Below are 26,368 nucleotides of genomic sequence, written 5' to 3'. Positions count from 1 at the left end.
CGATGTCCGACGTGTTGCGTGCCCCTGCCGAGACCAAGTACGCCGAGGAGCTCGACTGGCTGGAGTCGATCGACGACAGCCCCAAGCCGTTCTCCTGGCGGCTCTCCCCGAAGTTGGTCCGGCTGTTCATCCTGGGCTCCGAGCGCGCCGACGGCCTGGACCGGGAGATCTCCCAGAAGTGGTTCGGCGACCGGAGCTTCGTCGAGCGCTCGATCGTCACCCTCGCCTCCGACCGGGGCCTGCTGCTGATAGGGGACCCCGGCACCGGAAAGAGCTGGCTGGCCGAGCTGCTGTCCGCCGCGATCTCCCGCAACTCCACGCTGGTGGTGCAGGGTACGGCCGGCACGACCGAGGACCACATCAAGTACGCGTGGAACGTGTCCATGGTCATCGCCAAGGGACAGTCACGTGAGTCGATGATCCCGTCGCCGATCATGACCGCGATGGAGACGGGCGCCATCGGCCGCTTCGAGGAGCTGACCCGTTCCACCAGCGACGTCCAGGACGCACTGATCTCGATCCTCTCGGAGAAGTACATCTCCGTCCCCGAGTTGCAGGGCGACGGGACGGAGGCGAGCGACAACATCGTCTTCGCCAAGCCCGGCTTCTCGATCATCGCGACCGCCAACAGCCGCGACCGGGGTGTGAACGACCTGTCGTCCGCGCTGAAGCGCCGCTTCAACTTCGTACGCATCCCGGTGGTGACGAACAAGAAGAGCGAGGCGGAGATCGTCCGCTTCCGCACCGAGGAGCTGCTGCGCCGTCACGCGATCGACCTGGACGTGCCGCCGACGCTCCTCGACGTCCTGCTCCAGAGCTTCGCCGATCTGCGGGCCTCGGCAGCGGCGGCGGGCAGCGACGACGAGAAGCTGGAGTCGTCGCTGTCGACGGCGGAACAGATCGGTGTGCTGGAGGACGCCGTCCTGCACAGCAACTTCTTCGGCGAGCGCACGCTGACCGCCCGGGCCCTCGCCTCCTCGCTCGTCGGCTCCCTCGCCCGCCGCGACCCCGAGGACCTGGCCATCTTCAACAAGTATCTGCACGGCGTCGTCGAGCCGCGCAGCAAGCAGGAGGGCGGCTCGTGGCCGGAGTTCCTGGACGGCGGCCGCGACACGATCGCCACGCTGTCATGACCGGGTCCCCTGCGAACGGGCCGGGCCGGACCTCCCCGAACGGGTCCGACCGGATGCCCGGAAACAGCGCCGGGCAGACGTCGTTCGCGGCGTTGCGCGAGCAGCTGCACGAGGCCGCGACCGCCTTCGCTGACGGGCCCGGCGCTCTGGAGGGCATCCTCCTCGGCATGGTCGACGACGTCGACCGGGCGGTGCGCGAGCCCCTGGAGATCTTCCCGGTCTGCCACCACTCGCCCGCCTCCGCCCTCGCCATGGCCCGGCGGCTGCGCGAGAAGCAGCCCAAGGTCGTGTATCTGGAGCTGTGCGAGGACATGGCGCCGCTCCTGGACGAGCTGCGCAACTGCCGCCTGCCGGTGGCGGTCCAGGCCTTCGCCAGCGACGTCGACGGGTTCCCCGCCGAGTGGGCGCCGCTGTCGGTCGTCGCCCCGATCACCGAGGCGTCCGCCGAGTACCAGGCCATCGCTTACGCGCTGGACACCCCGGGCGTCGAGCTGGTCCTCGTCGACCGGTCCTCGGACCATGTCTTCCAGTGGGACAGCCGCCACGGCGAGCGCACCCCGGAAGAGCCGTCCGCTCCGGCGGACGGGGTGCCGGAGCCCGAAGCCGCGCTGCACGGTGAGGCGGTCGGCGTGGAGATCGGCGACCTGCGGCCCCGCTTCGCCGAGCTGGAGGAGCATCTGCTGCGCCACGGCAAGGTGCGGCACTGGTCGGAGTGGTGGCACCAGTACGTCGAGGTGCCGCTCGGCGACAGCGATCACGACGCCTACCGCCAGGTGATGTTCCTCGTCGGCAGCCTGTTCCGGCGGCTCGCTCCCGGCGACGGGGACCGGGTCCGGGTGGACGAGGACCGCGAGCGGTACATGTGGACCCGGATCCGTGAGCATCTGGCGGCCGGCGGGACGGACCCGGAGGACTGCCTGTATGTGTGCGGCGCCTTCCACGCGGCCAGCCGCGTCGAGGAGTTCGGGGTGGCGGGCAGCGGACCGTTCACCATCTCCCCCCGGTCCGCCACCACCTGGCAGCACGGGCTGATCCCGTCCAGCCATGCGGCGATCGAGGCGCAGTTCGGGCTGGCTTCCGGGTCGGTGTCGATCGCCGCGACCCAGTGGGCGAAGAACCTCAAGCGCACCCGGGTGCAGCCCTACCGGCTGGCCGGGCAGGACGGCGCGAAGAAGCCGCGCACGACGAAGAAGGCCGCCCCGGCCGGCGCCGCTGCCCCGCGGGAGGCGGCCGAGGACCAGCTCTCCGGGTTCCTGCGGCGGCCGCCCGTCCTCGACACGCTGGACGAGGCCGAGCTGCTGGGCTGGTCGGTGGACATCGTGCGCGCCGCACGGCGCAGCGGCTATCTGGCGTCGACCGCCGACGCCATCGCGGTGTTCGAGACGTCGATCCTGCTCGCCGGGGTGCGGGACCGGGCCAAGCCCACCCCTTACGACTTCCAGGACGCGGCGATCACGTGCATCGAGAAGGACGCGGTGCCCGGCCGGCGCGATGTGCGGCGTCTCGTCGAGATCATGATGGGCGGCGACCGGATCGGCCGGGTCGGTTACGACGCGCTGCCGCCGCTGGCCCGCGATGTGCACGACCGGCTCGCCCCGCTGGAGTTGAAGCTCCAGCAGCGGGGTGTGCAGCGTGCCCTGCTGGACATGAACTCCCGCCCGGAGCTGGGGGCGTGCTCGGACGTGCTGTGGATGCTGCGCCGGCTGATGCCGCACGGCGCGGCCCGGCCGATCATGGGTGAGCGGAAGCTCGGCGAGCGGTCGATCCAGGAGTCGTGGGACCTGGCGCTGGGCACCCATCAGCGGGCGCTCATCGAGCTGGGGTACGAGGGCGTGAGCATCGAGCAGGTCCTCGAACAGCGGCTGCGCCGCGACGCGTACGGGCCGCGGGCGACGACGGCGGGCGTGCTCGCCGCCGTCGAGGACGCCACGCTGTATCTCGGCAGCCGTCGCCTCGCCGATGAGCTGGGCGTCCGCGCCCTGGAGGTCCTCGCCGCCGAGCGCACGGTGGACGGGGCCCCGGAGGTGCTGCGCCGGGTGCGGGGGCTGCTGGCGTACTACCGGACCGCCGAGCCGGTGCTGCCGCCGTGGGTGGAGTCGTTCGTCAAGGCCGGTTACGCGCACTACTGCACCCTGCTGCCGACGGCGTTCACGGACGAGGACGCGACCGTGGGGCAGGTGGCGGCGATGCTGGGGTTCCTGTTCAGCATGGAGAGCCTCGCGCTGTCCCTGGGCTGCGACCGGGCCCAGCTGGAGCTGGCCGTCGCCCAGTCCCGCCCCACGGACCCGGAGCGGACGGCGCTTCTGTGGGCGGCGCAGGTGCAGCTCGGCGCCCTCTCCCGGGCCGAGCTGCGGGAGCGCTGCGGTGAGTTGCTGGCCAACCCGATGGTGGTGCCCGCCTATCCGCGCTATCTGAGCGGCTTCGTGCACGCGTTGGTGCCGGTGCCGGGGCTGGCGGACGTGGTGGTGGAGGCCGTGTCCAACGCGTTCGGGCGGCTGCCGGACCCGGTGCTGCTGCCGTGGCTGCCGAGCCTGATCACGACCCTGCGAGCCGGAGCCGCGGACCTGGCCCCGGTGTTGATCCGGGAGGCGGGGCGGATCTTCCCGGCCCGGCTCCCGGCGCTGGACGCGTGGGTGCCGCCGTGGCGGGAGATACCGGAGGCCGGTGCGCCGGACGGCGGCCGGGTGCGGGCGGCCGGCGGCGCGAGCCGTGGTGCCGCGCTGCTGTTCACCCACCCGGGGACGCTCGACGCGGTCGCGGAGCTGCTGGGCTGCGACGGCACGTGGACCGATCCCGACGAGGGCCCGGCGGACTCGGCGGGCCCGGTCGGCGTTGCGTTGACGGCCCGTCACCCGGATACGGCGATCGCGTGGGAGTCGCTGCTCACGGGCGCGTGAGGGTGATGCGTGGTGGTGCGCGGTGCCGGGGCGGTTCGGACCGCCCCGGCACCGGCCCGTCCGCGCCTCAGAGCCCGATGCCGCCCGTGGCATCGATGCTCTGGCCGGTGACCCAGCGGGAATCCTCCGAGGCGAGGAAGGCCACGACGTCGGCGATGTCGGCGGGCTGGCCCATGCGGCCGAACACGGAGTGCGCGGCCAGGACCGCCGCGGCCTCGGGCGTCTCGCGTCGCCGGGCGTTCATGTCGGTCTCCACGAAACCGGGCACCACGGTGTTCGCCGTGATGTCGCGCTCCGCCACTTCCTTTGCCACCGCAAGCGTCAGTGTCTCCAGCGCCCCCTTGGTCATGGCGTAGGTCACGGACTCCGGAAAAGACCGGTGGGCGGCGGCCGACGAAATGTTGATGATCCGGCCCCGGTCCCGCATCAGGGTCAAACCCCATTGGATGAGGAAGAGCGGCGCTTTCACGTTCACCGCGAACAGGCGGTCGAATACCTCCGGTGAGGCGTCGCTTATGCGCCCCGATCCGCTCACACCCGCATTGTTGACCAGAATGTCGAGCACCAGGTCTTCTCCCCGGTCCGCCATTCCCGCGCCGAACGCCTCGTACAGGGCTTCGACGTCTCCCGGCACCCCCAGCAGGGAACCCACCGCGAATGCCTGCCCGCCCGCATTCGTGATCTCCTCGACCACTTCCTGCGCCACATCTCCCCGCACACCGTAATGCACTGCGACCAGGGCCCCGTCACGCGCAAGGCGCCGGGCAATCGCCCGGCCGATCCCACGGCTGGCACCCGTGACCAACGCGACCTTTCCCGTCAGCGAACCCATGAATCGTTCCCCCTAGCTCGGCCCTTCCCCAGAAAACGCGAAACGCCATCACCCTACCCATCAGGCGGGACGAAATGCGCGACCGCGAAGCAGCGCACACCCCACCATCGACCCGCCGAACCCCCGCCGACGGAGGCCGAGCCGGACCCCGCCAGGCGCACGAACGCACCGCCCGCCTGCTTGATATTGCGTGAAACGCTTGCCTAATATGCAGCTTCGAGCATCGTTTGCCGCGAACAGGGAGCACAGATGACGCACGTGGCTCAGGAGCTGGCCAGCCAGCCCGACTGCTGGCAGGTGGCCGCAGGCATGGCGGACGGGCTGGCCCACCGGCTCCCGGCGGCGGGCGAGCGCATCGCCGTAGTCGGCTGCGGAACCTCGTACTTCATGGCCCAGGCCTACGCGGCCCTCCGGGAGGGCAGCGGCCAGGGCGAGACCGACGCCTTCGCCGCATCCGAGTTCCCGGCCGGGCGCCCCTACGACCGGGTCGTGGCCCTGAGCCGCTCCGGCACCACGACGGAAGTGCTCGGGCTTCTGGGCCGGATCGGTGACACGACCCGCCGCACGGTCGTCATCGGCGACTCCGACACCCCGATGGCCGCCATGGCCGACGACACGATCGTGCTCGAGTTCGCCGACGAGAAGTCCGTCGTGCAGACCCGCTTCGCGACGTCGGCGCTGACCCTGCTCCGCGCCCATCTGGGTCTGCACAGCGACGCGGTCGTCGAGGACGCCCAGGTCGCGCTGGCCGAGCCGCTGCCCGCAGGGCTTGTGGAGTGCAGCCAGTTCACCTTCCTCGGGCAGGGGTGGAGCGTGGGGCTCGCCAACGAGGCGGCGCTGAAGATGCGCGAGGCCGCGCTCGCCTGGACCGAGGCGTACCCGGCGATGGAGTACCGGCACGGCCCGATCAGCATCTCCACCCGCTCCACCGCGACCTGGATGCTCGGCGAGGCCCCGTCCGGGCTGATGGACGAGGTGCACGCGACCGGCGCCCGTTGGGTGGCGGGTGGCCTCGACCCGCTGGCGGAGCTGGTCCGGGTGCAGCGTCTGGCGCTGGCCATCGCGAACGCGCGCGGCCTCGACCCGGACCGGCCGCGCCACCTCACCCGCTCGGTCATCCTCAGCACCACGGCCTGACAGCCCGCGCCCCCCTGCCGACGGTCCCTCATCCCGGAGTCGCCATGCCCCTCGCCGCCACCGGCGATCTGATCGCCGAGGCCGCCGCACAGCACCGTGCGGTCGCCGCGTTCAACGTCATCACCCTGGAACACGCGCAAGCCATCGCGGAGGGCGCGGAGGCGGCGGGTTCGCCGGTGATCCTCCAGATCAGCGAGAACGCGGTCGCCTATCACCGGGGCCGGCCGCGGCCGATCGCGCGTGCCGCGGCGGAGGTCGCGGACCAGGCAGCCGTCCCCGTCTCCCTGCACCTGGACCATGTGCAGTCGACGGAGCTGCTGCACCGGGCGGCGGACTGCGGTTTCAGTTCGGCGATGTTCGATGCCGCGCGGCTGCCGTACGCGGAGAATCTGGCGGCCACCCGTGCCGCCGCCGTCTGGGCGCACGAGCGGGGCCTGTGGCTGGAGGCCGAGCTCGGTCAGGTCGGCGGGAAGAACGGGGAGCCGCCGCTGAACGCCCATGCGCCCGGGGCGCGTACGGACCCCGAGGAGGCGCGGTCGTTCGTCGCGGCCACCGGGGTCGACGCGCTGGCCGTGGCGGTCGGCACCTCGCACGCCATGACCTCGCGGGACGCCGTCATCGACCACGGTCTGCTGGACGGGCTGCGTGCGGCGGTGCCGGTTCCGCTGGTGCTGCACGGTTCATCGGGGGCCTCCGACGAGGAACTGGCCCGGGCGGTGGAGGGCGGGATCCGCAAGGTGAACATCGGGACCGCGTTGAACATCGCGATGACCGGGGCGATACGGGAGCGGCTGGCCCAGGACGACCGGGGTGTGGACCCGCGCCGGTATCTGGCGGACGGCCGGGACGCGATGGCCCGTACGGTGGCGCGGCTGATGGCGGTGCTGGCCCCGGGGCGGGCGCACGCCGCGTGACAACCAGGACGCCGGGGGCCGGCGGGCAGCGCGCCCGTCGGCCCCCGGCGTCCTCATGACGTCACGTCATGCCGACTGCTCCGGTCCCCATTCCCGCAGCAGGGCCGTGAGGTCCGTCCGTACCCGCCGTCCCGGGGCCGACGCGATCGGCGCCGCCGAGGGCACGGCCAGCACCCGGCAGCCCGCCGCCTCCGCCGCGGCCACTCCGGTGGGGCTGTCCTCGACCGCCAAGCAGGCCTCGGGCGGCAGCCCCAGCCGCGCGGCCGCCTTCAGGTAGGGGTCCGGGAAGGGCTTCGAGCGGTCGCTCTCGCCGTCCGCCACCGTCGTACGGAACGCCTCGCCGCCCAACGTACGCAGGACCGCGTCCACCACCCGGCGCGGCGACGCCGACACCAGGGCGGCGGGCAGGTCATCCCGTTCCAGCCGGTCCAGCAGGGCGCGTGCTCCGGGCCGCAGTTCCACGCCCGCTTCGACCGCGGCGAGGAACGTGTCCTCCAGCTCGGTCTCCAGCCCGGCGACGGTGGTGGGCTCCGGACACAGCCGTACGAGGCCGGCGGCCGTGTCGGCGCAGGTGCGGCCGAGGACCGCGGCGCCCTCCTCCTCGGTGAGGTGGTGGCCGTGGGCCGCCGCAACGGCCCGGGACGCCTCCAGCCAGAGCGGCTCGGTGTCGACGAGCGTGCCGTCCATATCGAGGAGCACCCCGCGCGGCACTGTGGATATCCGGCGGCCTTCGAGCGTCCAGTGCGAGTCGGGCGTACGGTCCAGGGCCGCGTACACCTGGGCGGCGACGTCCTCGTGCCGGACGGGGCGGGCGGGGCGGGCCCCGGCGGTGATGTCCGGGCCCGCGCAGGCGAGCCAGGCGGTGCGTTCGGCCGGGCTGTCGCCGCCGTGGCCGCCCTCGTCCCGGTGCCCGTGGTCGGTGACGACGAGGACGGTCCAGGCCTCGTTCTCGTAACCGGGCCGGGCCCGCAGGGCGGTGAGGAGGTCGCCCAGGCGGCGGTCGGCGGACTCGATCGATGCCTCGTACGCTTCGCCGCAGCCGAGGTGGTGGGCGGTCTCGTCGGGGGCGCCGAGGTAGACGAAGGACGCCTCGGGATCCTCATGGGTGAGGACGGCCACCGCGTCGCGCACGGTCGATGCATCGGCCTCCTCCCAGGCGGCGGGGGTGTCGGCGGCCGGTGCGTGGTGGGTGAGCCGGGTGGGGCGGCGGAACAGGGGACCGCCGTCGGCGACGGTGACCAGGGGTTCCCAGGCCGCCGCGACATAGGTGCGGCGGCCGTCCTGGCGGGCCAGGCGGGTCGCGAAGTCCGGGAAGACGCCGAGGCGGTGGCCGCTGAAGTCGTTGCTCCATACGGCGTGCTTGGTAACGCAGACTCCGGTGACGACGGTGGCCCAGCAGGGGCCGGACATGGTGGGGGTGTCCTCCCCCACGGTCACCGGGGCCAGGAATCCGGCGTCGGCCACGGCGTCGAGGTGTGGGGTGGGCACCCGGCGCAGGGTGTCGAGGCGCACTCCGTCGATGCCGACGACGAGCACGCGGCGGGCACGGGACATGGCGGGTCTCCCGGAGGGGTACGGAGGTGGGTACGGGGACGGGTTCAGGCCTGCTGGTGCAGGGTGCGGGGGTCCACCGCGTGGGCGAACGGCAAGCCGTGCGCGTACCGTTCGAGTTCGTCGACGGCGGCGTCGGCGAGCCGGTGGAGTTCGCCCCCCTGGGAGCCGGCGATGTGCGGGGTGAGCAGGACGTTCGGCAGAACGTAGAGGGGCGAGTCGGCGGGCAGGACTTCCGGTTCCGTGTGGTCGAGGACGGCGTTCAGGCGTCCGGTGACCGCTTCCTTCACCAGTGCTTCGGTGTCCACCAGGGAGCCGCGTGCGGTGTTGACGAGGGTCGCCCCGTCCCGCATCAGCGCGAGGCGCGGGGCGTCGAACAGATGGCGGGTGCCGGGGAGTTCGGGGGCGTGGATGCTGACGACGTCGCTCTCGGCCGCCAGGGTGTCGAGTTCGGTGCGCTCCACGCCGAGGGCCCGGGCGTCCGCCTCGTCGAGGTACGGGTCGTGAACCAGGACGCGCAGGTCGTAGGGGCGCAGCAGTTCGACGACGCGGCGGCCGATGCGGGAGGCGCCCACGATGCCCACGGTGCGGCGGTAGTTGCCGACGCCGGGGAACCGTTCGAGGAGGTTCACCCGGGAGCGTGCTTCGCGGTAGACGCGGGCGCTCTCCAGGATGCGCTTGTTGGCGAAGAGGATCGCGGCGACCGTGTACTCGGCGACGGGGAGGGCGTTGGCCGTGGCGGCGGTGCTCACGGCGATGCCCCGGTCCCAGACGTCCTGGGTGATGTGGTGCTTGACGGATCCTGCGGCGTGGACGACGGCGCGCAGCCGGGGCATGGCGCTGAGGGCGGCCGGGTCGAGCGGGGGGCAGCCCCAGCCGGTGAACAGGACCTCGGCCTCGTGGAGTCCGGTGCGCTGGGCGGGGTCGTCGGCGCCGAAGTCGGTGACGAGGAGTCGGGGGTCGAGGTCGGCGACGCGGGCGAGCCGGTCCAGGGCTTCGGGGGCCAGGATCGCGGCCCGGGTCTCGCCGTTCATCGCCAGGACGGTGCGGGGGCGGGTCACCCGGGGCGTGGCGGAGTGGCTCACTTGACGGCTCCTGCGGTGAGGCCCGAGCGCCAGAAGCGCTGGAGGCAGAGGAAGGCGACGATCAGGGGGACGACGGCGACGAGGGAGCCGATGATGACCAGCGGGTAGAGCTCCGGCTGCTGGTAGACGTTCTGGTTCCACATGAACAGGCCGAGGTTGACCGGGTAGAGCCGGTCGTCGTTGAGCATCATGAGCGCGCCGTAGAAGTTGTTCCAGCTCGCGGTGAAGGAGAACAGGAAGATGGTCACGAAGCCGGGCGCGAGCATCGGCAGGGAGACCTTGACGAAGGTCTTCACCTCGCCGGCTCCGTCGACGCGGGCGGCTTCGAGGACCTCGCCCGGCACGTACCCCTCGGAGAAGACGCGGGCCAGGTAGACGCCGAAGGGGTTGACGAGGCTGGGGATCAGGACGGCCCAGTAGGTGTTGACGAGGCCCAGTTCGGAGGCCATCAGGTACAGCGGGAGCTGGACGACGGTCGAGGGGATGAGGACGCCGACGAGGACGACGCCGAACCACTTCTCCCGGCCGCGGAAGGCGTATTTGTCGAAGGCGTAGCCGCAGGCGACGGAGATGAGGGTGGAGAGGAGGGAGGCGACGACGGTGTAGAGGAGGCTGTTGAGCATCCAGCGGACGAAGACGCCGTCGTTGTATTCGAGGAGGGCGTTGAGGTTGGCCAGGAGGTGGAAGTCGCCGAGGCTGAACGGGTTGGTGGCGAACAGGTCCCGGTAGCTCTTGGTGGAGGCGATGAGGAGCCAGGTCAGCGGCATCAGCGTGTAGACGGCGACGATGGCCAGGACGGCGTTCACCGCCACCCGGGAGGTGAGGCCGCCGGTGCGGCTCCGTCGTGCGGGCGGCCGTGGTGCGGTGCGGCGTTCGGCTCGGTCGCGCCGGGTGACGGCGGCCGGTGCCTCGCGGTTGGCTGTCTGGGTGCTCATGAGGCCTTCCACCGGTTGCCGAGCTTGGTGACGACGAAGGACAGCAGCCCGGCGACGAGGGCGAGCAGCAGGGAGCTCGCGGCGGCCAGGCCGTAGTCGTGGCCCTTGAAGGCCGCGGTGTAGATGAACATGGTCGGCGACCAGTCCTCGCCCATGGTGTTGGCGCGCAGCTGGACGAGTTTGGGGGCGTCGAAGAGCTGGATGGCGCCGACGCAGGTGAACAGCAGGGTCAGCACGACGGTCGGACGAATCATGGGGATCTTGACCTGGAGGGCGGTGCGCAGGGCGCCGGCTCCGTCGACGGTCGCGGCTTCGAGGACCTCGCGGGGAACGGCCTGGAGCCCCGCGTAGAAGATGATCATGTTGTAGCCGGTCCACTGCCAGGCGGAGATGTTGACGACGGAGTAGATCGCCTCGTCCTCGCCGAAGAAGTTCCAGTTCGCGCCGAGGGCGTCCAGTACGTCGATGATCGGGCTGAGGCCGGGTGTGTAGAGGTAGAGCCAGATCAGCGAGGCGATCAGGCCGGGCACCGCGTGCGGCAGGAAGTAGGCGATCTGGAAGAAGCGCCTGGCCCGGGCCATGGCCGAGTCGACGAGCAGGGCCAGGATGAGCGCGCCGCCGACCATCGCGGGGATGTAGAGGGCGCAGTAGAGGGCGATGTTCCCGAAGGAGCGGAGGAACGCCTCGCTGCCGAGGGCTTCGGTGAAGTTGCCGAATCCGGCGAAGACGCGCTCGGTTCCGCCGAATCCCAGGCCGGAGGACTCCTCCCGGTAGAGGCTCATCCAGGCCGCGTAGATCATCGGCAGGACGGTGACGGCGGCGAACAGCGCGAAGAACGGGACGGTGAACAAGGCGACGGCCCGGCGCTGTCCGCGTCGTGTGCCGGGGCCGCCCGGGGCGCCGGGCTTTCCCGGTCCGGCGGATCGGGCGGGTCCGGCGGGCGGCGGCACGGCCGGGGGTGCCGGGGTCTTGGCCGGCCGGGCGAGTGGGGCTGCCACCTGGTGCTCCTTCGGCGGGGTGGGGCGGTCGGTCGAGGGGTGGGGCTGCCCGGCACGGCGGGTGCCGGGCAGCCGCGGGGTCAGGGCCGTGCGTCAGGCCCTACTTGTCGAGCTTCAGGCCGCGATCGGTGACCGCGCTCTCACCCTTCGCCTGACCGGAGCTCAGCATCTTGGTGTGGTCGCCGCCCGCGGCCATCTGCACCGAGGTGACCTGCTGCTGGACGGGGCCCCAGGTCCAGCCGGGCACGATGGTGTCGGCCGCCTGACCGGCCACGGCGTAGACGTCCTGGTCCCCGAAGTAGGAGCTGTCGAACTGCTTCGCCGCCGTGGCGCGCATGCCCTCGTTGGCGGGCAGGGCGCTGCTGGGGGTCTTGAGGGAGCTGAGGCGGGCGGTCATGGCCTCCGGTTCGGTGGTGACCCACTTGATGAACTCGGCGGCGGCTTCGGTGTGTTCGCTGCCCTTGGGCACGATGTAGGAGGTTCCGCCGTACATGCCGGTGCTCGGCTTGCCGTCCCAGGTGGGCAGGGGCGCTATGCCCCACTTGCCCTTGGAGTCGGGGTAGCTGACGGGGAAGTTCCCGGCGCTCCAGGCGGCGCCGATGATGGTGGCGACCTTGCCGGTGGCGCGTTCCTTGGTCTCGCCCTCGCCCCAGAGCGGGGTCTTGGAGGCAAGGCCGTCGGCGAGGAGCTTGTCCCAGTAGGCGGCGACCTTACGGGAGGCCGCGTCGTCGATGTTGACCTTCCAGGCGTCGCCGTTGGTGCCGTACCACCGGGCGCCGGCCTGCCAGGCGAGGCCGGAGAGCAGGGCGGGGTCGCCGCCGCCGAAGTTGGTGATGGTGACGTCGGGGTCGCCGGCGTGGATCTTCTCGGCGGCCGTACGGTATTCGGCCCAGGTCGTCGGCACGTCGACGCCGTGCTTCTTGAACAGGTCCTTGCGGTAGAAGAGCTGGATCGGTGTGACGTCGAAGGGGACCGCCCAGGTGGATCCGCCGAGGTTGACCAGGGACTGGACGGCCTCGGGGAACTCCTTCTTCACCAGGTCGCCGGAGCTGGAGGTGAGGTCCTCCAGGTTCCCTTCGCTGGCGTACTCGGGCAGGGCGGAGTAGTCCATGGTGGCCACGTCGGGGGCGTTGCCGCCCTTGACCGCGTTGGACAGTTTGGTGACGCCCTCGGGGCCCGCGGGGACCATGGAGAACTTCACCTTGATGTCGGTGTGCGTCTTGTTGAAGGCGTCGGCGGTCTCCTTGGCGCCCGCGGTGGCCGACCAGAAGGTGAGGGTGACGGGCTTGCCGCCGCCGGGGCCCGAGGCGTCCGAGCCCGAGCCGCCGCAGGCGGTGACGAGCAGGGCGAGTGAGGCGGCGGACGCCGCGAGGGCGAGGCGGGACGTGCGGGCGATACAGGGCATGGGCCGGCTCCTACGAGACCTCGAACTGCGGGAGATGAGGTGAACGGCACACATCATTTTGCGCGGAACCGATCGCCGTCAAGAGCGAATGACCAATTCAATCGAATCGATCAGTGACGCACCTCTGCCCCCCGGAATGCGAAGAGCCGCGCCCGCAGGGCCTGTTGGCCCGGGGCACGGCTCGTGGTGCGGTGCGTCTCGCGTCGTTTCTGCGTTACGGAGCGGCGGCGGCCGCCCCGCAGGAGACCCGGACCCGCAGGGTGGGCAGGATGTCCAAGTGCCGACGGGCACCGGAACCCTGGCCCGTCGCATCCATGGCGTCCGTCGTGCCGGGGTCGTGGACGCCGAGGCGGGACAGCAGGAGGCGGGCCGCGGCGGCGCCCACGGCGTGCTTGTCCGGGGCCACCGCGGTGAGCGGCAGGTCGGCGAGCGAGGCGACCTCGTCGTCGTACGCGATCACCGCCAGGTCCTCGGGCACCCGCACCCCCCTGGCCTGGAGCCGGGGGATCAGGACGATCGCGTCGGCGTCGCTGTGCACGATCGCGGCGGTCACGTTGCCGCTCGCCACGCCCTGGCACAGGTACTCCAGCGTCCGCTCGAAACGATCGGCCTCCGACCGTGACGGGGCCTCGTCCAGCGGTGAGGGCGACACGGGAGTCAGCCCCAGCGCCTCCACGGCGGCCCGGTAGCCGACCCGGAGCCGAGGAGCGGTCGGGCTGTCCTGCACGGCGAGCGCGATCGCCCGGTGGCCGAGCCCGGCCAGGTGCGCCACCGCTTCGGCGGCCCCGTGCGCGTGGTCCGAGCGCACCCGGTCCAGGCGCGCCGCCGGATGGCCGAGCGGTGCCGAGCGTTCCACCAGGACGACCGGAGTCTTTTGCTCCACCGTCCACAGCCCCTCGCCCTGCTCCGGGCAGCCGCGCTCCCAGCTGGGGGTGAGCAGCAGCCCGTCGGCGCCGGTGGACAGCAGCCGCCGGGCCTGGGCGGCATCCTCGTCGGGGAGGTAGCGGGAGAGCCCGATCGTCAGCCGGGCGCCCGCGCCCTCGACGGTCTGCCGGGCGCCGCGCACCACGTCCGCGTAGTAGTACTCGGTGGTCGGCACGACCATCCCGACCACCAGCCCTTCGGCGGACGGCACGGGGGCCGGGGCGGGCCGGGACTGCCCGGCGGGCCACACCACCGCGCCGTGCAGCCGCTCCACCAGACCCTGGGCCGCCAGCGCCTCGACGTCCCGGCGCAGGGTGACGGCGGACATGCCGAGTTCCTCGGCGAGTTCGGCGACGCGCAGGCTGCCGCGCTCGCGGACGAGTTCGAGCACCCGCTCGTGGCGCTGGTCGACGTGCAGTCGCATGGATCCCCCTGGACTCGGAGACGGCTGGGCTCTGGGCGGACGGTGTCCCGGCGGCGGAAGCACGGGGTTTCCGGCCCCGAACAGCCGCCGTCGGCCTGGCTCAACCATATCGATCACATCCGCTCGAAACGATCCGAGCGGAGTTTTGCCTCCGCGCGACGGGCACACGCCGGTTCACCCACGAGGGCGACATACACGCCGCGAGAACCGATCGATACGATCAATTCGGCCAAAGTCATTGAGCGACTCGCCTGGCGACTGCTAGAAAGTGCCCGCCCGCTCAGAACAGTCGGATCCCGGGGTCGGTTCAGCGCCCGCCCACGCAACGCCCGCCGCGCGCCGGGTTCCCGCCGGAGACACGTCACCCCGACCCGGAGCTCTCCCATGACTTCTGCCTGGTCCCGCCGTACCTTCCTGGCCACCTCCGCCGTGCTCACCGCCGCGAGCGGCGGCGCGCTGATACTCGCCGCGCCCGGCGCCGCCTCCGCCGCCCCCGAGAACGATGCGTACGCCGCACTCCGCACCACGTGGAGCGCGTTGATCCTCGGTGAGGGGTTCAGCCCGACCGCGGAACCTTTCAAGAGCCGGCTGGCCGACCTCGGCACGAAGGCGTCGCAGTGGCTGGAGACGATGGCCCCGGCGGAGGGTTCGCTCTGGCCCGACGCCGTCTTCGCGGATCCGGACCCGGACACGGACCCCGAGTCGTACGTCTTCTCGGGGCGGATGGCCGACAGCTTCATCCGCCTGAACACCATGGCCCAGGCCTACCGCCAGCAGGGCACCGGGCTCACCGGGAACACCGCCCTGCGCGACGCCGTGCTCACCGGCCTGGAACACCTCAACACCCAGGTCTACAACGACGGGCAGACCCGGTACGGCAACTGGTACAGCTGGCAGATCGGCGCGCCGCAGGCCCTGCTGGACGTGTGCGTCCTGATGTACGACGCCATCGCCCCGGAACGGCTCGCCCGCTACTGCGCCGCCGTCGACCATTTCGTACCGGACTCCGCCGTCGCCTCGTACACCGGGACCAGCACCGGGGCGAACCGGGTCGACCTGTGCCGGGTGCTGGCCCTGCGCGGGGTCGTCGGCGGGAGCGCGGCGAAGATCGCGCTGGCCCGCGACGCCCTCTCCCCCGTCTTCCCGCTGGTGACGAAGGGCGACGGACTGTACGCCGACGGCTCGTTCATCCAGCACACCACCGTGCCCTACACCGGCAGCTACGGATCGGTGATGCTCGGCGGGCTCGGGCTGCTGTTCGCGCTGCTGAAGGGGACCACCTGGGAGGTCACCGATCCGAAGCGGCAGGTGGTGTTCGACGCGGTGGAGAACGCGTGGGCCCCGTTCCTCTACAACGGCCTGGTCATGGACTCCGTGGCGGGGCGCGCGATCAGCCGGGGCGAGGTCGACGACCACCGGCGCGGGCACCCCATCATGGCCTCGATCGTGCTGCTCGGGCAGGGCGCGTCGGCCGCCGAGAACGCGCGGTGGCGGGCGCTCGTCAAGGGCTGGGCGCAACGCGACTACTACAGCCCGCCGTTGAGCAACCCCTCGCTCGGGCTCACCGCACTGGCCCGGATCAAGAGCGTCCTGGACGACACCTCCCTCACCCCGGTCGCCGAGCCGGCGGGCCACCGGCTCTTCCCCGACATGGCCCGGGCCACGCACCGCCGCCCGGGCTGGGCGGCGTCGCTGAGCATGGCCGACCGGCGGATCACCTATTACGAGACCGGCAACGGCGAGAACCTGCGCGGCTGGCACACCGGCAACGGGATGCTCTACTGGTGGGGCGACACCTTCGCCAACGGCCAGTACAGCGACGCGTTCTGGCCCACCGTAGACCCGTACCGACTGCCCGGCACCACGGTCTCGCGCAAGGTGCTCGCCGACGGGGCGGGCGGCGACTGGGGCGTCGCGCTCCCGGAGGTGAACTGGGTCGGCGGGGTCACCGACACCAAGCGCGCCGCCGTGGGCCAGTACCTCAAGGGCCTCTCCAGCACGCTGATGGCGAAGAAGTCGTGGTTCTTCCTCGACGACACCGTGGTGTGTCTGGGCGCGGGCATCCACGGCCGGGACGGCGCGGCCGTGGAGACCACGGTCGACAACCGGAACCTGGGGCCGACGGGCAACGCCCCGTTCACCGTCGACGGCTCGGCGAAACCGGTCACCGCCCCCTGGTCGGCGACGCTGTCCGGCGCGTCCTGGGCGCACCTGGCCGGGCACGGCGGTTACGTGTTCCCGGGCGGGGCGAACGTGAAGGCGCTGCGGGAGAACCGGACGGGGCGCTGGCGCGACATCAACCAGGCGGGCTCCACGGATCCGGTCTCCCGGAAGTACCTCACCCTCTGGTTCGACCACGGCACGGACCCGTCGGACGCCACGTACGCGTACCAGCTCCTGCCCGGCGCGTCCGAACAGCGCACGGCGGCACGGGCGGCGGACAGCGGCTGGCTGCGCGTGCTCGCCAACACGGACGACCAGCAGGGGGTGGCGGTCCCCTCGCTGGGGCTGACGGCGGTCAACTTCTGGTTCGGCGGAAGCGTCGGGCCGCTGGTGGCGGACGCCCCGTGCTCGGTGATGGTGACCGAGCACGCCGACGGGACGGCGACGGTACGCGTGAGCGACCCCATGCGGATGCGCACCAGCCTGACCCTCACCTGGAACCGGGCCGTCGCCTCGGTCGTGTCGAAGCCGGCGACGGTGACGTCGGCGACCACGGGCGCGTCGCTGCGCCTCGTCTTCGGCGACCTGTCCGGTACGCGCGGGGCGACGCAGACGGTCAAGGTGCGGCTGGCCTGAGCGAACGCCGTCACGCGGGTGCGTTCAGCTGCTTCTCGATCCAGCGAACGCCGAAGTCGACGGCGGGACCGGCATCGAACAGGCAGCTGTCGGCTGCCCCGACGGTGCCGGTCCTGCCGATGCCGGCGTCGAGCATGGCCCGGACGATGACCGCGAACGGGTCTTGCCCCTCGGGCACGACACGGGAGTAGTCGAACGCGCCGTCCGTCGAGTCGATGTCGTGGAAAGTACGCCAGACCCGGACGCCGTCCACGCGGATGGGCTGCTCGTACGTCACGAAGCGCTTGCCGGGCGCCCGGGCCAGCGACTCCGCCAGATGAAGCAGCGTCATCGTCTCGCCGGGCGCCCCGAGCAGCAGCACCCGCCCGCCGAGGGCGACGAGGCGGGCCAGCGGGCTGCCCGGGCCGTGCGGGTCGTCCCACGGGTGGTCGGCCATCAGCGCGGCGGCGGACGGGCCGAGCGCCGCGAGGCTCGCGTCGGGGTGGCGGCTGCGCACGGCCCCCGGTCTGCGGCGCAGGGCCTCGGGGAGTCGGCCGTTCGTGCGCTCGGCCTCGCTCAGTTCCGGGTCGTACGCGGGATGGTGGGCGCGCAGGACGTCCTGCCAGGCGCTGGGCCAGGTGGTGAAGTCGTACGGCGGGGCGTCGTTCCAGCCGCAGGAAACCATCAGCGTGCCGGTCGGGCCGACGACATCGAGGAGGGCGTCGATGACGGTCCGGGGGCCGCCCGGGACGTAGCCGATCGCGGACAGGCGCGTATGGAACATCACGGTGTCGCCCGGTCCGAGGCCGAGCGCGGCCAGGTCGTCCCCGATCCGGTCGCGTGTCACCGGTCCCCCGGAGCGCCGCAGCAGCTCTCGTACGTCCATGCCCCACAGCCTAGAGGCGGCTTCGCGGAAACCCGGCTGCCCGGGGAGTGCCGGAACGTACATACTGTCGGCCGGCACCACGGAACCGAGGAAGATGACCATGACGAGTGACGACCGGATCGGGCCCCCGCTCCTGGGCGGTGAGCGCGAGACGCTGCGGGCCTTTCTCGACTACCACCGGGAGACCCTGGCCATGAAGTGCGCGGGGCTGAGCGACGAGGAGTTGCGCGAGCGGTCGATGCCACCGTCCACCTTGTCGCTGCTGGCTCTGCTGCGGCATCTGGCGGAGGTGGAACGCGCCTGGTTCCGGCGGGTGTTCGAGGACGAGGCGGCTCCAATGGTGTGGTCGGAGAAGCTGTTCGACTTCCAGGCGGCGTACGACGCGAGCGCCTCGACCGGGGCCGAGGCCTTCGCCGCCTGGGAGGCGGAGGTGGAGACCTCGCGCCGGATCGAGCGGGAGGCGGACTCGCTGGACCTGGTGGGGCGTCAGCCGCGCTGGGAGAAGGACGTCTCGCTGCGGATGGTCATGGTGCACGTCCTGCTGGAGTACGGCCGCCACAACGGTCATGCGGACCTGCTGCGGGAAGGGGTGGACGGCACGGTGGGGGCCTGAGGCGTCGGGTGGGGCACCTGATACGCCGGAGGTCGCCGGTCCCGTACGCCTTCTGCCGGCCACAGCCTGCGGGGCCGGTCCGGTCCCGTACGCCGATCGGCCGCCGGGGGTCCCTCGTAGACTCGGCTCCATGACTCAGCAGCCGATATCCCCCGCCCTGGTCTCCACGTTCGCACCCGGCGGCACCCTGCGTGCCTCGATCAACCTGGGCAACCCGATCCTGGCCCATCGGGATCCGTCGAGCGGCGAGCCCGCCGGGGTCTCCGTCGATCTGGCCCGGGAGTTCGGGCGGCGGCTCGGGGTGCCCGTGGAGCTGGTGGCCTTCGAGCGGGCCGCGCTGTCGGTCGACGCGGTGCGGGCCGAGCGGGCGGACATCGGGTTCTTCGCGGTCGACCCGGCGCGGAGCGAGGGGCTGCGGTTCACCGCCCCCTACGTCCTCATCGAGGGCAGCTACCTGGTGCCGGAGCAAGCCACCATCACCGAGAACGACCAGGTGGACCGCGAGGGCACCCGGATCTCGGTCGGGGCCGGGTCCGCCTACGACCTCTTCCTCACCCGCGAGATCCGCCACGCCGAGGTCGTCCGCCTGGTGGGCGCCCCGCGCGCGCTCGCGGCCCTGCGGTCGGGCGAGGTCGAAGTGGCCGCCGGAATCCGGCAGTTGCTGGAGGCGGAGGCCGCGCGGGAGGAAGGCGTACGGCTGCTGCCCGGGCGGTTCATGGTGATCCAGCAGGCCATGGGCGTACCGGCCGGGCGAGGGGCGGCGGCGCAGGAGTTGCTGGCGTCGTTCGTGGAGGAGATGAAGGCGGACGGTTTTGTCGCCGACGCCCTCAAGCGTCACGGCGTCGAGGGCGCGTCGGTGGCCCCCGCGGCCTGAACCCTTCGCCGGCGGTCGCCCGGCGGCCGGGGTCAGCGGCGGAGGGTCAGCACGCGGGTGGTGCTGCCGTCGTCCTCCTCGATGTCCCTCACGTACGCGAAGCCGATCCGGTCCAGCAGCGTCAGCGAGGCCTCGTTCGCGGCGGCGACGGTGGCGTGGACCTCGTCCAGTCCGAGGGTGTCGAAGCCGTGGGCGACGACGGCCCGGGCCAGTTCGGTACCGAGGCCGGAGCCCCACGCCGTGGGCGCGAGGGCGTAGATGATCTCGTGGCCGTCGACGGTGTCGGTCCGCTTGATCTCGGCGTGCCCGACCAGCCGGCCGTCGCGGCGGACGGCCCAGACGGCGAACAGGTCCTGGGCGTAGACCTTGGTGAAGACCCGCCCGAACAGCTCCCGGTCCTCCGCTTCGGAGGAAGGGCCGTCACCCATCCACCGGGACACCCTGGTGTCCTGGAACAGGGCCACAAAGGCCTCTTCGTCCTCGGGGACGTACGGCTCCAGCAGGAGCCTCTCGGTACGCAGAGTCGGGGTCACGGTGCGTGACGCTACCCGGGCGGCGGGCGCCCGGGCAATCGGCTTTCCCGTACGTCGGCCGCTAGCGGCCGGGGTCGGGCGTGGGCTCCTCGCGGAGCAGCCGCTGGGCCTTGGCCCGCAGCCGCCGGCGGTGCTCGGGGTCGGTGGCCCGGTCTGCGGCGCGGCCCAGTTCCTCGGCGCGTTCACGGGTGCGGCGGGCTCGCTCCACCGGGCTGTCGTACAGGTTCATGGGGGTGTCCTCCGTCGTGGTTCCTCCGTCGGCGACCTGCGTTGCGCGCGACCGGAGCCCCAGCGTCACCGGAGTCGGTGCGCTCCGCATCTCGTGCGGCTACGTACGGTGACGACGGAGGGAGGAAGGTTCCCGAGCGGACGGGCGGCGGTCAGTCGGCGGTGTGGTCCGGATGCCCCTCGGTGCGCCGGGCCGCCTTCATCTCGGCCTCGTAGAGGTGGTCGCGGCCCTCGGCGAGTTCCTGCCTGATCTCCCGCTCGATCGTCCGGAACACGTCGTAGTAGGTGGAGTTGTACTCCTCGACGATCTGGAACGTCCAGTGCCCCGGGATGACGTTGCGGCCGAGGATCTCCCGTTCGACGTGATCTGCCTGCCGCCCGTGCCCCGCCGCGCGGAGCAGCCGTACGGCATCGTCGAGGGCCAGGTCGGCGCTCCCGGTGAGCTGGTGGAACTCGTACAGGGCACCCCGGGCGCGCTCCGCGGTCTCCAGCGCCTTCGACAGGGCACCGAGCGCCTCGACCGTCGTGCCGGTGACGCCTTCGGGGCGCCGGTGCCGCGGATCGGGCGGAGGGGGTCCAGGGTTCATGGGACTCCTTGTCCACGTGAGCGGCCGTTCCGCTTCCCACCTTCCTCCCCCGGGACCCGCGGCACCCGCCGGGCAGGGCCGAGGGGAGCAACCATGGTGCCGCTCCCGACGACGTACCGCTACGCCTGCACCTGGCCGAGCCGCTCCTCGCCTCGGGTGCGCACGAGGCCGCCGTCTCCGAGGCGGCGGTGGCCCTGCGGCACGCGCCGGGGGACGCGGCCGTTGGGCCCGCGTCGTCGTCGGTCAGGCGTCCTTCACGACGCTGTGCGCCCTGCTCATCACCCAGGTCCCGTGGACCGACCGCTCCTGGCCGCAGATCCTCTTCCGGTCGGGGCTGGTGGTGCCGTGGCTCACGATCTCCTACGACCACCGCAGAACACGGTGAGGGCGCGGAGGCCCCGATGGACCGGGGCCTCTGCGGTCAGCCCTCGTCGTCGCCTCCCGCGTCCTCGTCGTCTTCGCCCTCGAAGGCGTCACCGATCTCGTCGACGACCTCGGCCGCGACCATGCCGCCGACAACGCCCACGGCCACGCCCGCCGCGACGCCCGCCACCACCGCGCCGGCACCCGGGCCCGAGCGGTGCCGGTCGCCGTGGTCGTCACCGTACGAGGGCGGCGCCGCATGGGCCTCGTGGCCGGCGACGACCTCCTTCAGCCAGGCGTCGACCTGGGCGTTCCAGTCGGTCTGGGGGGCCGCGTGGTGGGATGCGGTGAAGCGGTGAACCGTGTCGTGCCCCTCGGTGAAGAGATCGGCGCGCTTGTCCGCCTCGATGACGACCTCCAGGCCGCCCGGTGCGGCGATGAAGGTCACCTCGATCTCGTTCACGGCGTGGGCGTGGCCGGCCGGCGGGAGGATCTCGATCTCCTGGTAGCAGGGCAGCTGCTGGCCCGTTCCGCGGATGTGGCCGAGCTCCAGGTCCGCGGACCTGAACACGTATCCGAGCTGGCCGAAGGCCTCCAGGATCGCTTCCTGCGCGGGCAGCGGTCCCACCGCGAGCGCGTCGAGGTCGCCCTTGTCGCGCGCCCCCGCGATCTCCAGCTCCGTCCGGATGCCGAGCACGGGGCCGAGGTGCTGGCCGTGGAGTTCGGTGATCGGCGTCTCCCACGGCAGCGTGACGGTGAACGGCACCATATGGTCGGCCTCCTCGGCCAGCCGGAACCCGCCGCCGACGGTGAAGCGTTCGAGGACGACCGTGGCCTCGTCCTCTCCCTCCTGGCCCTCCCTCTCGACCCGGGCGACGAGGAGAAGGGAGATCCGGTCGACCGTCACGTCCGACCCGCCGCCCCGCAGGCGGACCTCTCCGGAGAGGAGACCACCGGGCAGGGCCGGGCCGGGTTGCAGAACGGTGTCGACCGAGGGGCCACCGACCCCGAGGGCTCCGAGCAACTTCTTGGACACCATGTGCGGCGTCCGCTCCTTCTGTGGATGGGCGATCGAGGGGCGTGAGCCACCTCGCCGGGCAGAGGCTCCCGGGAGGTAAAGGATTTCCCAAGCCCACGACCGCTACGCACAGTTTCGGCCATCAAGATCGCGGTAAACTTCCCCGCACCCCGTCACCCACCGCGAGGCACTTGCTCCCCGGCGGCACTCTGTGTGACACCCGCCACTCCCCATAGCTTTGCGTTCCCTTTACTATCTATCAGGCGGGTTTCACACCCGTCCCCCACCGTCGATCCCGACGGCCCGAACAGAGAAGGAGCTACGGCACCGCAATGGGTGAGCCTCCCAGTACGAACCGTGTCATCCCTGACCCCACGCACCAGGGGACGGAGGTGACACGGTGAGCGAAGTGGTCCTTCTTCTTCTCGCCCTCGCGCTGACACTTGCCTGTGCGGTGTTCGTCGCGGCGGAGTTCTCGCTCACGACCATCGAGCGGAGCGAGCTCGAACGCGCCGCGAAGGCCGGTGAGCGCGGCGCCGAGAGCGCCCTCAAGGCGGCCAAGCGGCTCACCTTCCAGCTCTCCGGCGCCCAGCTCGGCATCACCGTGACCTCCCTGGTCATCGGCATGCTGGCCGAGCCGTCCCTCGCGGTGCTGCTGCGTGGCCCGCTGGAGGCCGTCGGGCTGCCGTCCGGCGCCGTGTCCACGGTCGCCACGCTTCTCGGTGTGGCCGTGTCCACCGTGGTGCTCATGGTCGTCGGCGAGCTGGTCCCGAAGAACTGGGCGATCTCCAGCCCGCTCACGGTCGCCAAGGTCGTCTCGACCCCGCAGCGGGCGTTCACGGCGGCTTTCGGCCCGCTGATCCGGCACCTCAACAACACCGCGAACCGCTTCGTGCGGCGGCTGGGCCTGGAGCCGGCCGAGGAGCTGGCCTCCGCCCGTACGCCGCAGGAGCTGATCGCGCTCGCCCAGCACTCCGCCCGCGAGGGCGCCATCGAGCAGGACTCGGCCGAGCTGTTCGTCCGGACCCTGCACCTGGCCGAGCTGTCCGCCGAGAACGTCATGACGCCGCGCGTCGACGTCCGGGCGCTGGAAGCGCACGCCACCGCGACCGACGCCGCCAACCTCACGCTGGCCACCGGCCTGTCCCGCTTCCCGGTCTACCGGGACAGCCTGGACGAGGTCATCGGCACGGTCCACATCCGCGACGTCCTCGCCCTGGACGAGTCGGAGCGGCCCCGGACCCCGGTCACGAAGCTCGCCACCGAGCCGCTCCTCGTCCCCGACTCGCTGCCCGTCGACCGGCTGCTGGCGCAGTTGCGCAAGCACCGGACGATGGCCGTGGTGATCGACGAGTACGGCGGTACCGCGGGGGTCGCCACCGTCGAGGACATCGTGGAGGAGGTCGTCGGCGAGGTCCGCGACGAGCACGACCCCCATGAGCGCCCCGACCTCGCACCGGCCGAGCCGCTCGGCGACGGCCGCCAGGTCTGGGCGGCCGAGGGCAGCATCCGTCTCGACCAGCTCGACCGGATCGGGTTCACCGCGCCGGAAGGCCCGTACGAGACGCTCGCCGGCCTGCTCGCCAACCAGCTGGCCCGCATCCCGGTCCGCGCGGACCGGGTGGAGGTCGACGGCTGGCAGTTCGACGTGCTCGACATCGAGCACCACCGGGCCGACCGGGTCCGGATCACCGCGCCCGCGCCGGCGCCGGCCCTTGTGGAGGAGGACGCCCGATGACCGCCGTACAGCTCGCCATCGGCGCGCTCACCCTCCTCACCAACGCGTTCTTCGTGGGCGCGGAGTTCGCGCTCATCTCGGTCCGCCGCAGCCAGATCGAGCCGCAGGCCGTACGGGGCAGCCGCCGGGCGAAGAGCACCCTGTGGGGGCTCGAACACCTGTCGGCCGCCATGGCCACCGCGCAGCTCGGCATCACCATCTCCTCGCTGGTGCTGGGCGCCGTCGCGGAACCGGCCATCGCCCATCTGCTGGAGCCGCCGTTCGACGCGGTCGGCGTGCCCGACGCGCTGGTCCACCCGATCGCGTTCGTGATCGCGCTGACGCTGGCGACGTATCTGCACATGCTCATCGGCGAGATGATCCCGAAGAACATCGCGCTGGCCGCCCCCGTCGCCACCGCCCTGGCACTGGGGCCGTCCCTGGTGGCCCTGACCCGGGCGCTGCGCCCGGTCATCTTCGGCATCAACGCCTTCGCCAACATGCTGCTGCGGCTGCTCAAGGTGGAGCCCAAGAACGAGGTCGCCTCGGTGTTCACCGACGACGAGCTCGTACGTCTGGTGAAGGACTCCAGCGAAGCCGGGCTGCTGGCCCCGGCCGACGGCGAGCGGCTGCGGGACGCGCTGGAGCTGGGGACCCGGCCGGTCGGCGAGGTGATGGTCCCGCTGAACCGGACCGTCACCGTCGACCTGGGCATCACCCCGCAGGGTCTGGAGCGGGCCGCGGTCGCCTCGGGCTTCTCCCGGCTGCCGGTCACCGGCCCCGACGACGGGCTGCTGGGCTACTTCCACATCAAGGACGCCCTCGGCGTCGCGGAGCGCACCAAGGCGCTGCCGACGTCCGCCCTCCACCCCGTCATCCGGGTCGAGATCGACACCCCGCTCGACGACACCCTCACCGCGATGCGTGCCGCCGGTACGCACCTCGCGGCGGTGACCGGGGGCAAGGGCACGGTCATCGGCTTCGTGACCATGGAGGACGTCCTGGACGAGCTGGTGGGGGCCGCCGCGGTCTGACCGGGCCCGGCGCCGAACACCGGTGTACGAAGCGGAAGAAGAGGCGGCCCGTCGCGCGACGGGCCGCCTCTCACGCTTCTCCGCACAGGGCTCTCCCGGCCCGGCCCGAACGCGTAAGCTCGGCGAATGGCCAAGTACTTCGACGTGCACCCCGCAAACCCCCAGCCCCGCACCATCGGCACGGTGGTCGACAGCATCCGCTCCGGTGCGCTCGTCGCGTACCCGACCGACTCGTGCTACGCCCTGGGCTGCCAGTTGGGCAACCGCGACGCCATCGACCGGATCAGGTCGATCCGGAATCTCGACGACCGGCATCACTTCACGCTGGTGTGCCACGACTTCGCGCAGCTGGCGCAGTTCGTCCGCGTGGACAACGACGTGTTCCGTGCGGTCAAGGCGGCGACACCCGGCAGCTACACCTTCATCCTTCCCGCGACGAAGGAGGTCCCCCGTCAGCTGCTGCACCCGAAGAAGAAGACGGTCGGCGTGCGCATCCCCGACCACGTCGTCACCCAGGCGCTGGTCTCGGAGCTCGGCGAGCCGCTGCTCTCCAGCACCCTGCTCCTGCCGGACGAGGAGGAGCCGCTGACGCAGGGCTGGGAGATCAAGGAGCGGCTCGACCACGAGGTGGACGCCGTCATCGACTCGGGCGACTGCGGCACCGAGCCGACCACGGTGATCGACTTCTCCGGCGACGAGCCCGAGATCGTACGCCGCGGAGCCGGGGACCCGTCCCGCTTCGAGTGATCCGGGGCGGCCGGGCAGACTGTCGGTCATGACGGGTGAGCGACTGCGGTTCGACGGCTGGATCGCCGGTGTGGGGACCTCCTCGGGCACCCGGCTGGTGGTCGGGCACTGGCCGCGCTCGCCGTTCGGGGCGTTCAGCGACGTCATGGTCGAGCATCCCGACGGCGAACGGGTCCTGCTGGCCCCGTCCCGGCGGATCGCGGACTTCGTCGCCGCCACCTACCGCTTCGACCGGATCGAGGTGGTGCCCGTGTCCGTCACCGCCGTCGCCCCGGCCGGGGACTCCGCCTGGCTGGTCGAGGCGGGTCCGCTGCGTCTGCGGCTGCGGACCGGACGCCGGTCGGCCCTCGGTCTGCTGCTGTCCGCCGTTCCGGCCCCGTTCGCCCGCAGCCCGGTGTGGGCCGCGCTGTGCGACGTACCGGCCCGGCTGCTGATGCCCGGCGTACGCACCCTGGGCCGTGCGGGCCCGGGACGGCGCGAGTGGTACGGCGCGCGGGGACTGCGGCCCGTCGTGGCCGCCGACGCCGTGCTGGACGGGGTGAGCCTGGGTGCGCTCGCCCCGCTCGATCCGCCGGTCGCCTTCGGGTTCGGCTCCGCCCCGCGCGGCCCTTCCCTGGTCCGCGTCACCACAACGGTGGAACTCGCGGCCGCCGGGCGGTGAGGGCCCCCGCGGGCCCAGCGGGCGGTGCGGGGGCCTTTTCCGGGCCGTCGCCGGCCCGTCGTCGAGCCGTCGTCGGACCGCTCGCGGAGAGGTC

At 72.1% G+C, this 26,368-nt stretch carries 23 protein-coding genes; 11 read left to right on the top strand and 12 right to left on the bottom strand.

Going from position 1 to position 26,368, the window contains the following annotated elements; translation table 11 throughout:
- The first annotated feature begins 2 nt into the window (after positions 1 to 2).
- Positions 3 to 1,133 carry an AAA family ATPase gene (locus A3Q37_RS08555; RefSeq protein ID WP_065480128.1) on the top strand — a complete coding sequence of 377 codons (1,131 nt, stop codon included), beginning with the start codon at positions 3 to 5 and terminating at the stop codon, positions 1,131 to 1,133.
- Positions 1,134 to 1,186: 53 nt separating this feature from the next.
- Entirely contained in the window at positions 1,187 to 4,030 is a 2,844-nt protein-coding gene (locus A3Q37_RS08550; RefSeq protein ID WP_107471510.1) for a hypothetical protein, read from the top strand.
- Between the two features lie 67 nt (positions 4,031 to 4,097).
- On the opposite strand, the gene A3Q37_RS08545 is transcribed toward A3Q37_RS08550, so the two are convergent.
- Positions 4,098 to 4,862 carry an SDR family oxidoreductase gene (locus A3Q37_RS08545; RefSeq protein ID WP_065480122.1) on the bottom strand — a complete coding sequence of 255 codons (765 nt, stop codon included), beginning with the start codon at positions 4,860 to 4,862 and terminating at the stop codon, positions 4,098 to 4,100.
- 249 nt (positions 4,863 to 5,111) lie between these two features.
- On the opposite strand from A3Q37_RS08545, the gene A3Q37_RS08540 reads away from it, so the two are divergent.
- Both A3Q37_RS08540 and A3Q37_RS08535 read left to right on the top strand, forming a co-directional pair.
- Positions 5,112 to 5,999, top strand: coding sequence for an SIS domain-containing protein (locus A3Q37_RS08540; RefSeq protein ID WP_065480115.1), 888 nt, complete (start codon positions 5,112 to 5,114; stop codon positions 5,997 to 5,999).
- Positions 6,000 to 6,043: 44 nt separating this feature from the next.
- Entirely contained in the window at positions 6,044 to 6,913 is an 870-nt protein-coding gene (locus A3Q37_RS08535) for a class II fructose-bisphosphate aldolase (RefSeq protein WP_065480112.1), read from the top strand.
- Between the two features lie 66 nt (positions 6,914 to 6,979).
- On the opposite strand, the gene A3Q37_RS08530 is transcribed toward A3Q37_RS08535, so the two are convergent.
- The 6 genes from A3Q37_RS08530 to A3Q37_RS08505 all read right to left on the bottom strand — a co-directional run bounded on the left by A3Q37_RS08530 (position 6,980) and on the right by A3Q37_RS08505 (position 14,235).
- Positions 6,980 to 8,467 carry an HAD-IA family hydrolase gene (locus A3Q37_RS08530; protein ID WP_065480107.1) on the bottom strand — a complete coding sequence of 496 codons (1,488 nt, stop codon included), beginning with the start codon at positions 8,465 to 8,467 and terminating at the stop codon, positions 6,980 to 6,982.
- 44 nt (positions 8,468 to 8,511) lie between these two features.
- On the bottom strand, positions 8,512 to 9,549 hold the full coding sequence (locus A3Q37_RS08525; protein ID WP_079137705.1) for a hydroxyacid dehydrogenase: 1,038 nt from the start codon (positions 9,547 to 9,549) through the stop codon (positions 8,512 to 8,514).
- The gene (locus A3Q37_RS08520) at positions 9,546 to 10,484 is read right to left on the bottom strand and encodes a carbohydrate ABC transporter permease (RefSeq protein WP_065480105.1); all 939 of its coding nucleotides are present in this window, start codon (positions 10,482 to 10,484) and stop codon (positions 9,546 to 9,548) included. The genes A3Q37_RS08525 and A3Q37_RS08520 overlap by 4 nt, the downstream gene beginning before the upstream one ends.
- On the bottom strand, positions 10,481 to 11,482 hold the full coding sequence (locus A3Q37_RS08515; RefSeq protein WP_176711376.1) for a carbohydrate ABC transporter permease: 1,002 nt from the start codon (positions 11,480 to 11,482) through the stop codon (positions 10,481 to 10,483). Before A3Q37_RS08515 ends, A3Q37_RS08520 begins: the two co-directional genes overlap by 4 nt.
- A 100-nt stretch (positions 11,483 to 11,582) precedes the next feature.
- Positions 11,583 to 12,887 carry an ABC transporter substrate-binding protein gene (locus A3Q37_RS08510; RefSeq protein ID WP_065480102.1) on the bottom strand — a complete coding sequence of 435 codons (1,305 nt, stop codon included), beginning with the start codon at positions 12,885 to 12,887 and terminating at the stop codon, positions 11,583 to 11,585.
- Between the two features lie 214 nt (positions 12,888 to 13,101).
- A complete protein-coding gene (locus tag A3Q37_RS08505; protein ID WP_065480099.1) occupies positions 13,102 to 14,235 on the bottom strand; it encodes a substrate-binding domain-containing protein in 1,134 nt (377 codons plus the stop codon).
- A gap of 384 nt (positions 14,236 to 14,619) precedes the next feature.
- On the opposite strand from A3Q37_RS08505, the gene A3Q37_RS08500 reads away from it, so the two are divergent.
- Positions 14,620 to 17,034: a polysaccharide lyase 8 family protein gene (locus tag A3Q37_RS08500; RefSeq protein ID WP_065480096.1), complete on the top strand. Its 2,415-nt coding sequence runs from the start codon at positions 14,620 to 14,622 to the stop codon at positions 17,032 to 17,034.
- Positions 17,035 to 17,044: 10 nt separating this feature from the next.
- Here A3Q37_RS08500 and aac(3) read toward each other — a convergent pair whose 3' ends face one another.
- Positions 17,045 to 17,899, bottom strand: a complete 855-nt coding sequence (gene aac(3), locus A3Q37_RS08495) for an aminoglycoside 3-N-acetyltransferase (protein ID WP_065480267.1) — start codon at positions 17,897 to 17,899, stop codon at positions 17,045 to 17,047.
- A gap of 100 nt (positions 17,900 to 17,999) precedes the next feature.
- On the opposite strand from aac(3), the gene A3Q37_RS08490 reads away from it, so the two are divergent.
- Together A3Q37_RS08490 and A3Q37_RS08485 are read left to right on the top strand one after the other, a co-directional pair.
- Positions 18,000 to 18,512 carry a DinB family protein gene (locus A3Q37_RS08490; RefSeq protein WP_065480093.1) on the top strand — a complete coding sequence of 171 codons (513 nt, stop codon included), beginning with the start codon at positions 18,000 to 18,002 and terminating at the stop codon, positions 18,510 to 18,512.
- A 130-nt stretch (positions 18,513 to 18,642) separates the two neighbouring features.
- Positions 18,643 to 19,386, top strand: a complete 744-nt coding sequence (locus A3Q37_RS08485) for an ABC transporter substrate-binding protein (protein ID WP_065480084.1) — start codon at positions 18,643 to 18,645, stop codon at positions 19,384 to 19,386.
- A gap of 32 nt (positions 19,387 to 19,418) precedes the next feature.
- Here A3Q37_RS08485 and A3Q37_RS08480 read toward each other — a convergent pair whose 3' ends face one another.
- The 4 genes from A3Q37_RS08480 to A3Q37_RS08465 all read right to left on the bottom strand — a co-directional run bounded on the left by A3Q37_RS08480 (position 19,419) and on the right by A3Q37_RS08465 (position 22,136).
- Positions 19,419 to 19,919, bottom strand: coding sequence for a GNAT family N-acetyltransferase (locus tag A3Q37_RS08480; protein WP_065480078.1), 501 nt, complete (start codon positions 19,917 to 19,919; stop codon positions 19,419 to 19,421).
- A 61-nt stretch (positions 19,920 to 19,980) separates the two neighbouring features.
- The gene (locus tag A3Q37_RS37175) at positions 19,981 to 20,148 is read right to left on the bottom strand and encodes a DUF6381 family protein (RefSeq protein WP_176711375.1); all 168 of its coding nucleotides are present in this window, start codon (positions 20,146 to 20,148) and stop codon (positions 19,981 to 19,983) included.
- A 151-nt stretch (positions 20,149 to 20,299) separates the two neighbouring features.
- Entirely contained in the window at positions 20,300 to 20,734 is a 435-nt protein-coding gene (locus A3Q37_RS08470; protein WP_065480072.1) for a hypothetical protein, read from the bottom strand.
- A gap of 421 nt (positions 20,735 to 21,155) precedes the next feature.
- Entirely contained in the window at positions 21,156 to 22,136 is a 981-nt protein-coding gene (locus A3Q37_RS08465; protein WP_065480069.1) for a sporulation protein, read from the bottom strand.
- A 379-nt stretch (positions 22,137 to 22,515) separates the two neighbouring features.
- On the opposite strand from A3Q37_RS08465, the gene A3Q37_RS08460 reads away from it, so the two are divergent.
- From A3Q37_RS08460 to A3Q37_RS08445, 4 genes are all read left to right on the top strand, one after another.
- Positions 22,516 to 23,853 (top strand): hemolysin family protein, encoded by a 1,338-nt coding sequence (locus tag A3Q37_RS08460; protein ID WP_065480067.1) that lies wholly within the window; start codon positions 22,516 to 22,518, stop codon positions 23,851 to 23,853.
- Positions 23,850 to 24,866 (top strand): hemolysin family protein, encoded by a 1,017-nt coding sequence (locus A3Q37_RS08455; RefSeq protein ID WP_065480064.1) that lies wholly within the window; start codon positions 23,850 to 23,852, stop codon positions 24,864 to 24,866. Before A3Q37_RS08460 ends, A3Q37_RS08455 begins: the two co-directional genes overlap by 4 nt.
- Before the next feature lie 126 nt (positions 24,867 to 24,992).
- Entirely contained in the window at positions 24,993 to 25,613 is a 621-nt protein-coding gene (locus tag A3Q37_RS08450) for an L-threonylcarbamoyladenylate synthase (RefSeq protein ID WP_065480061.1), read from the top strand.
- A 28-nt stretch (positions 25,614 to 25,641) separates the two neighbouring features.
- Complete coding sequence (locus tag A3Q37_RS08445) at positions 25,642 to 26,274, top strand: hypothetical protein (protein WP_065480057.1); 633 nt, start codon at positions 25,642 to 25,644, stop codon at positions 26,272 to 26,274.
- Positions 26,275 to 26,368 lie beyond the last annotated feature (94 nt).

It is taken from the genome of Streptomyces sp. PTY087I2 (assembly GCF_001687325.1).
In the GTDB taxonomy this organism is placed as follows: Bacteria; Actinomycetota; Actinomycetes; order Streptomycetales; family Streptomycetaceae; genus Streptomyces.
This window is presented reverse-complemented; position numbering and strand designations above follow the sequence as displayed.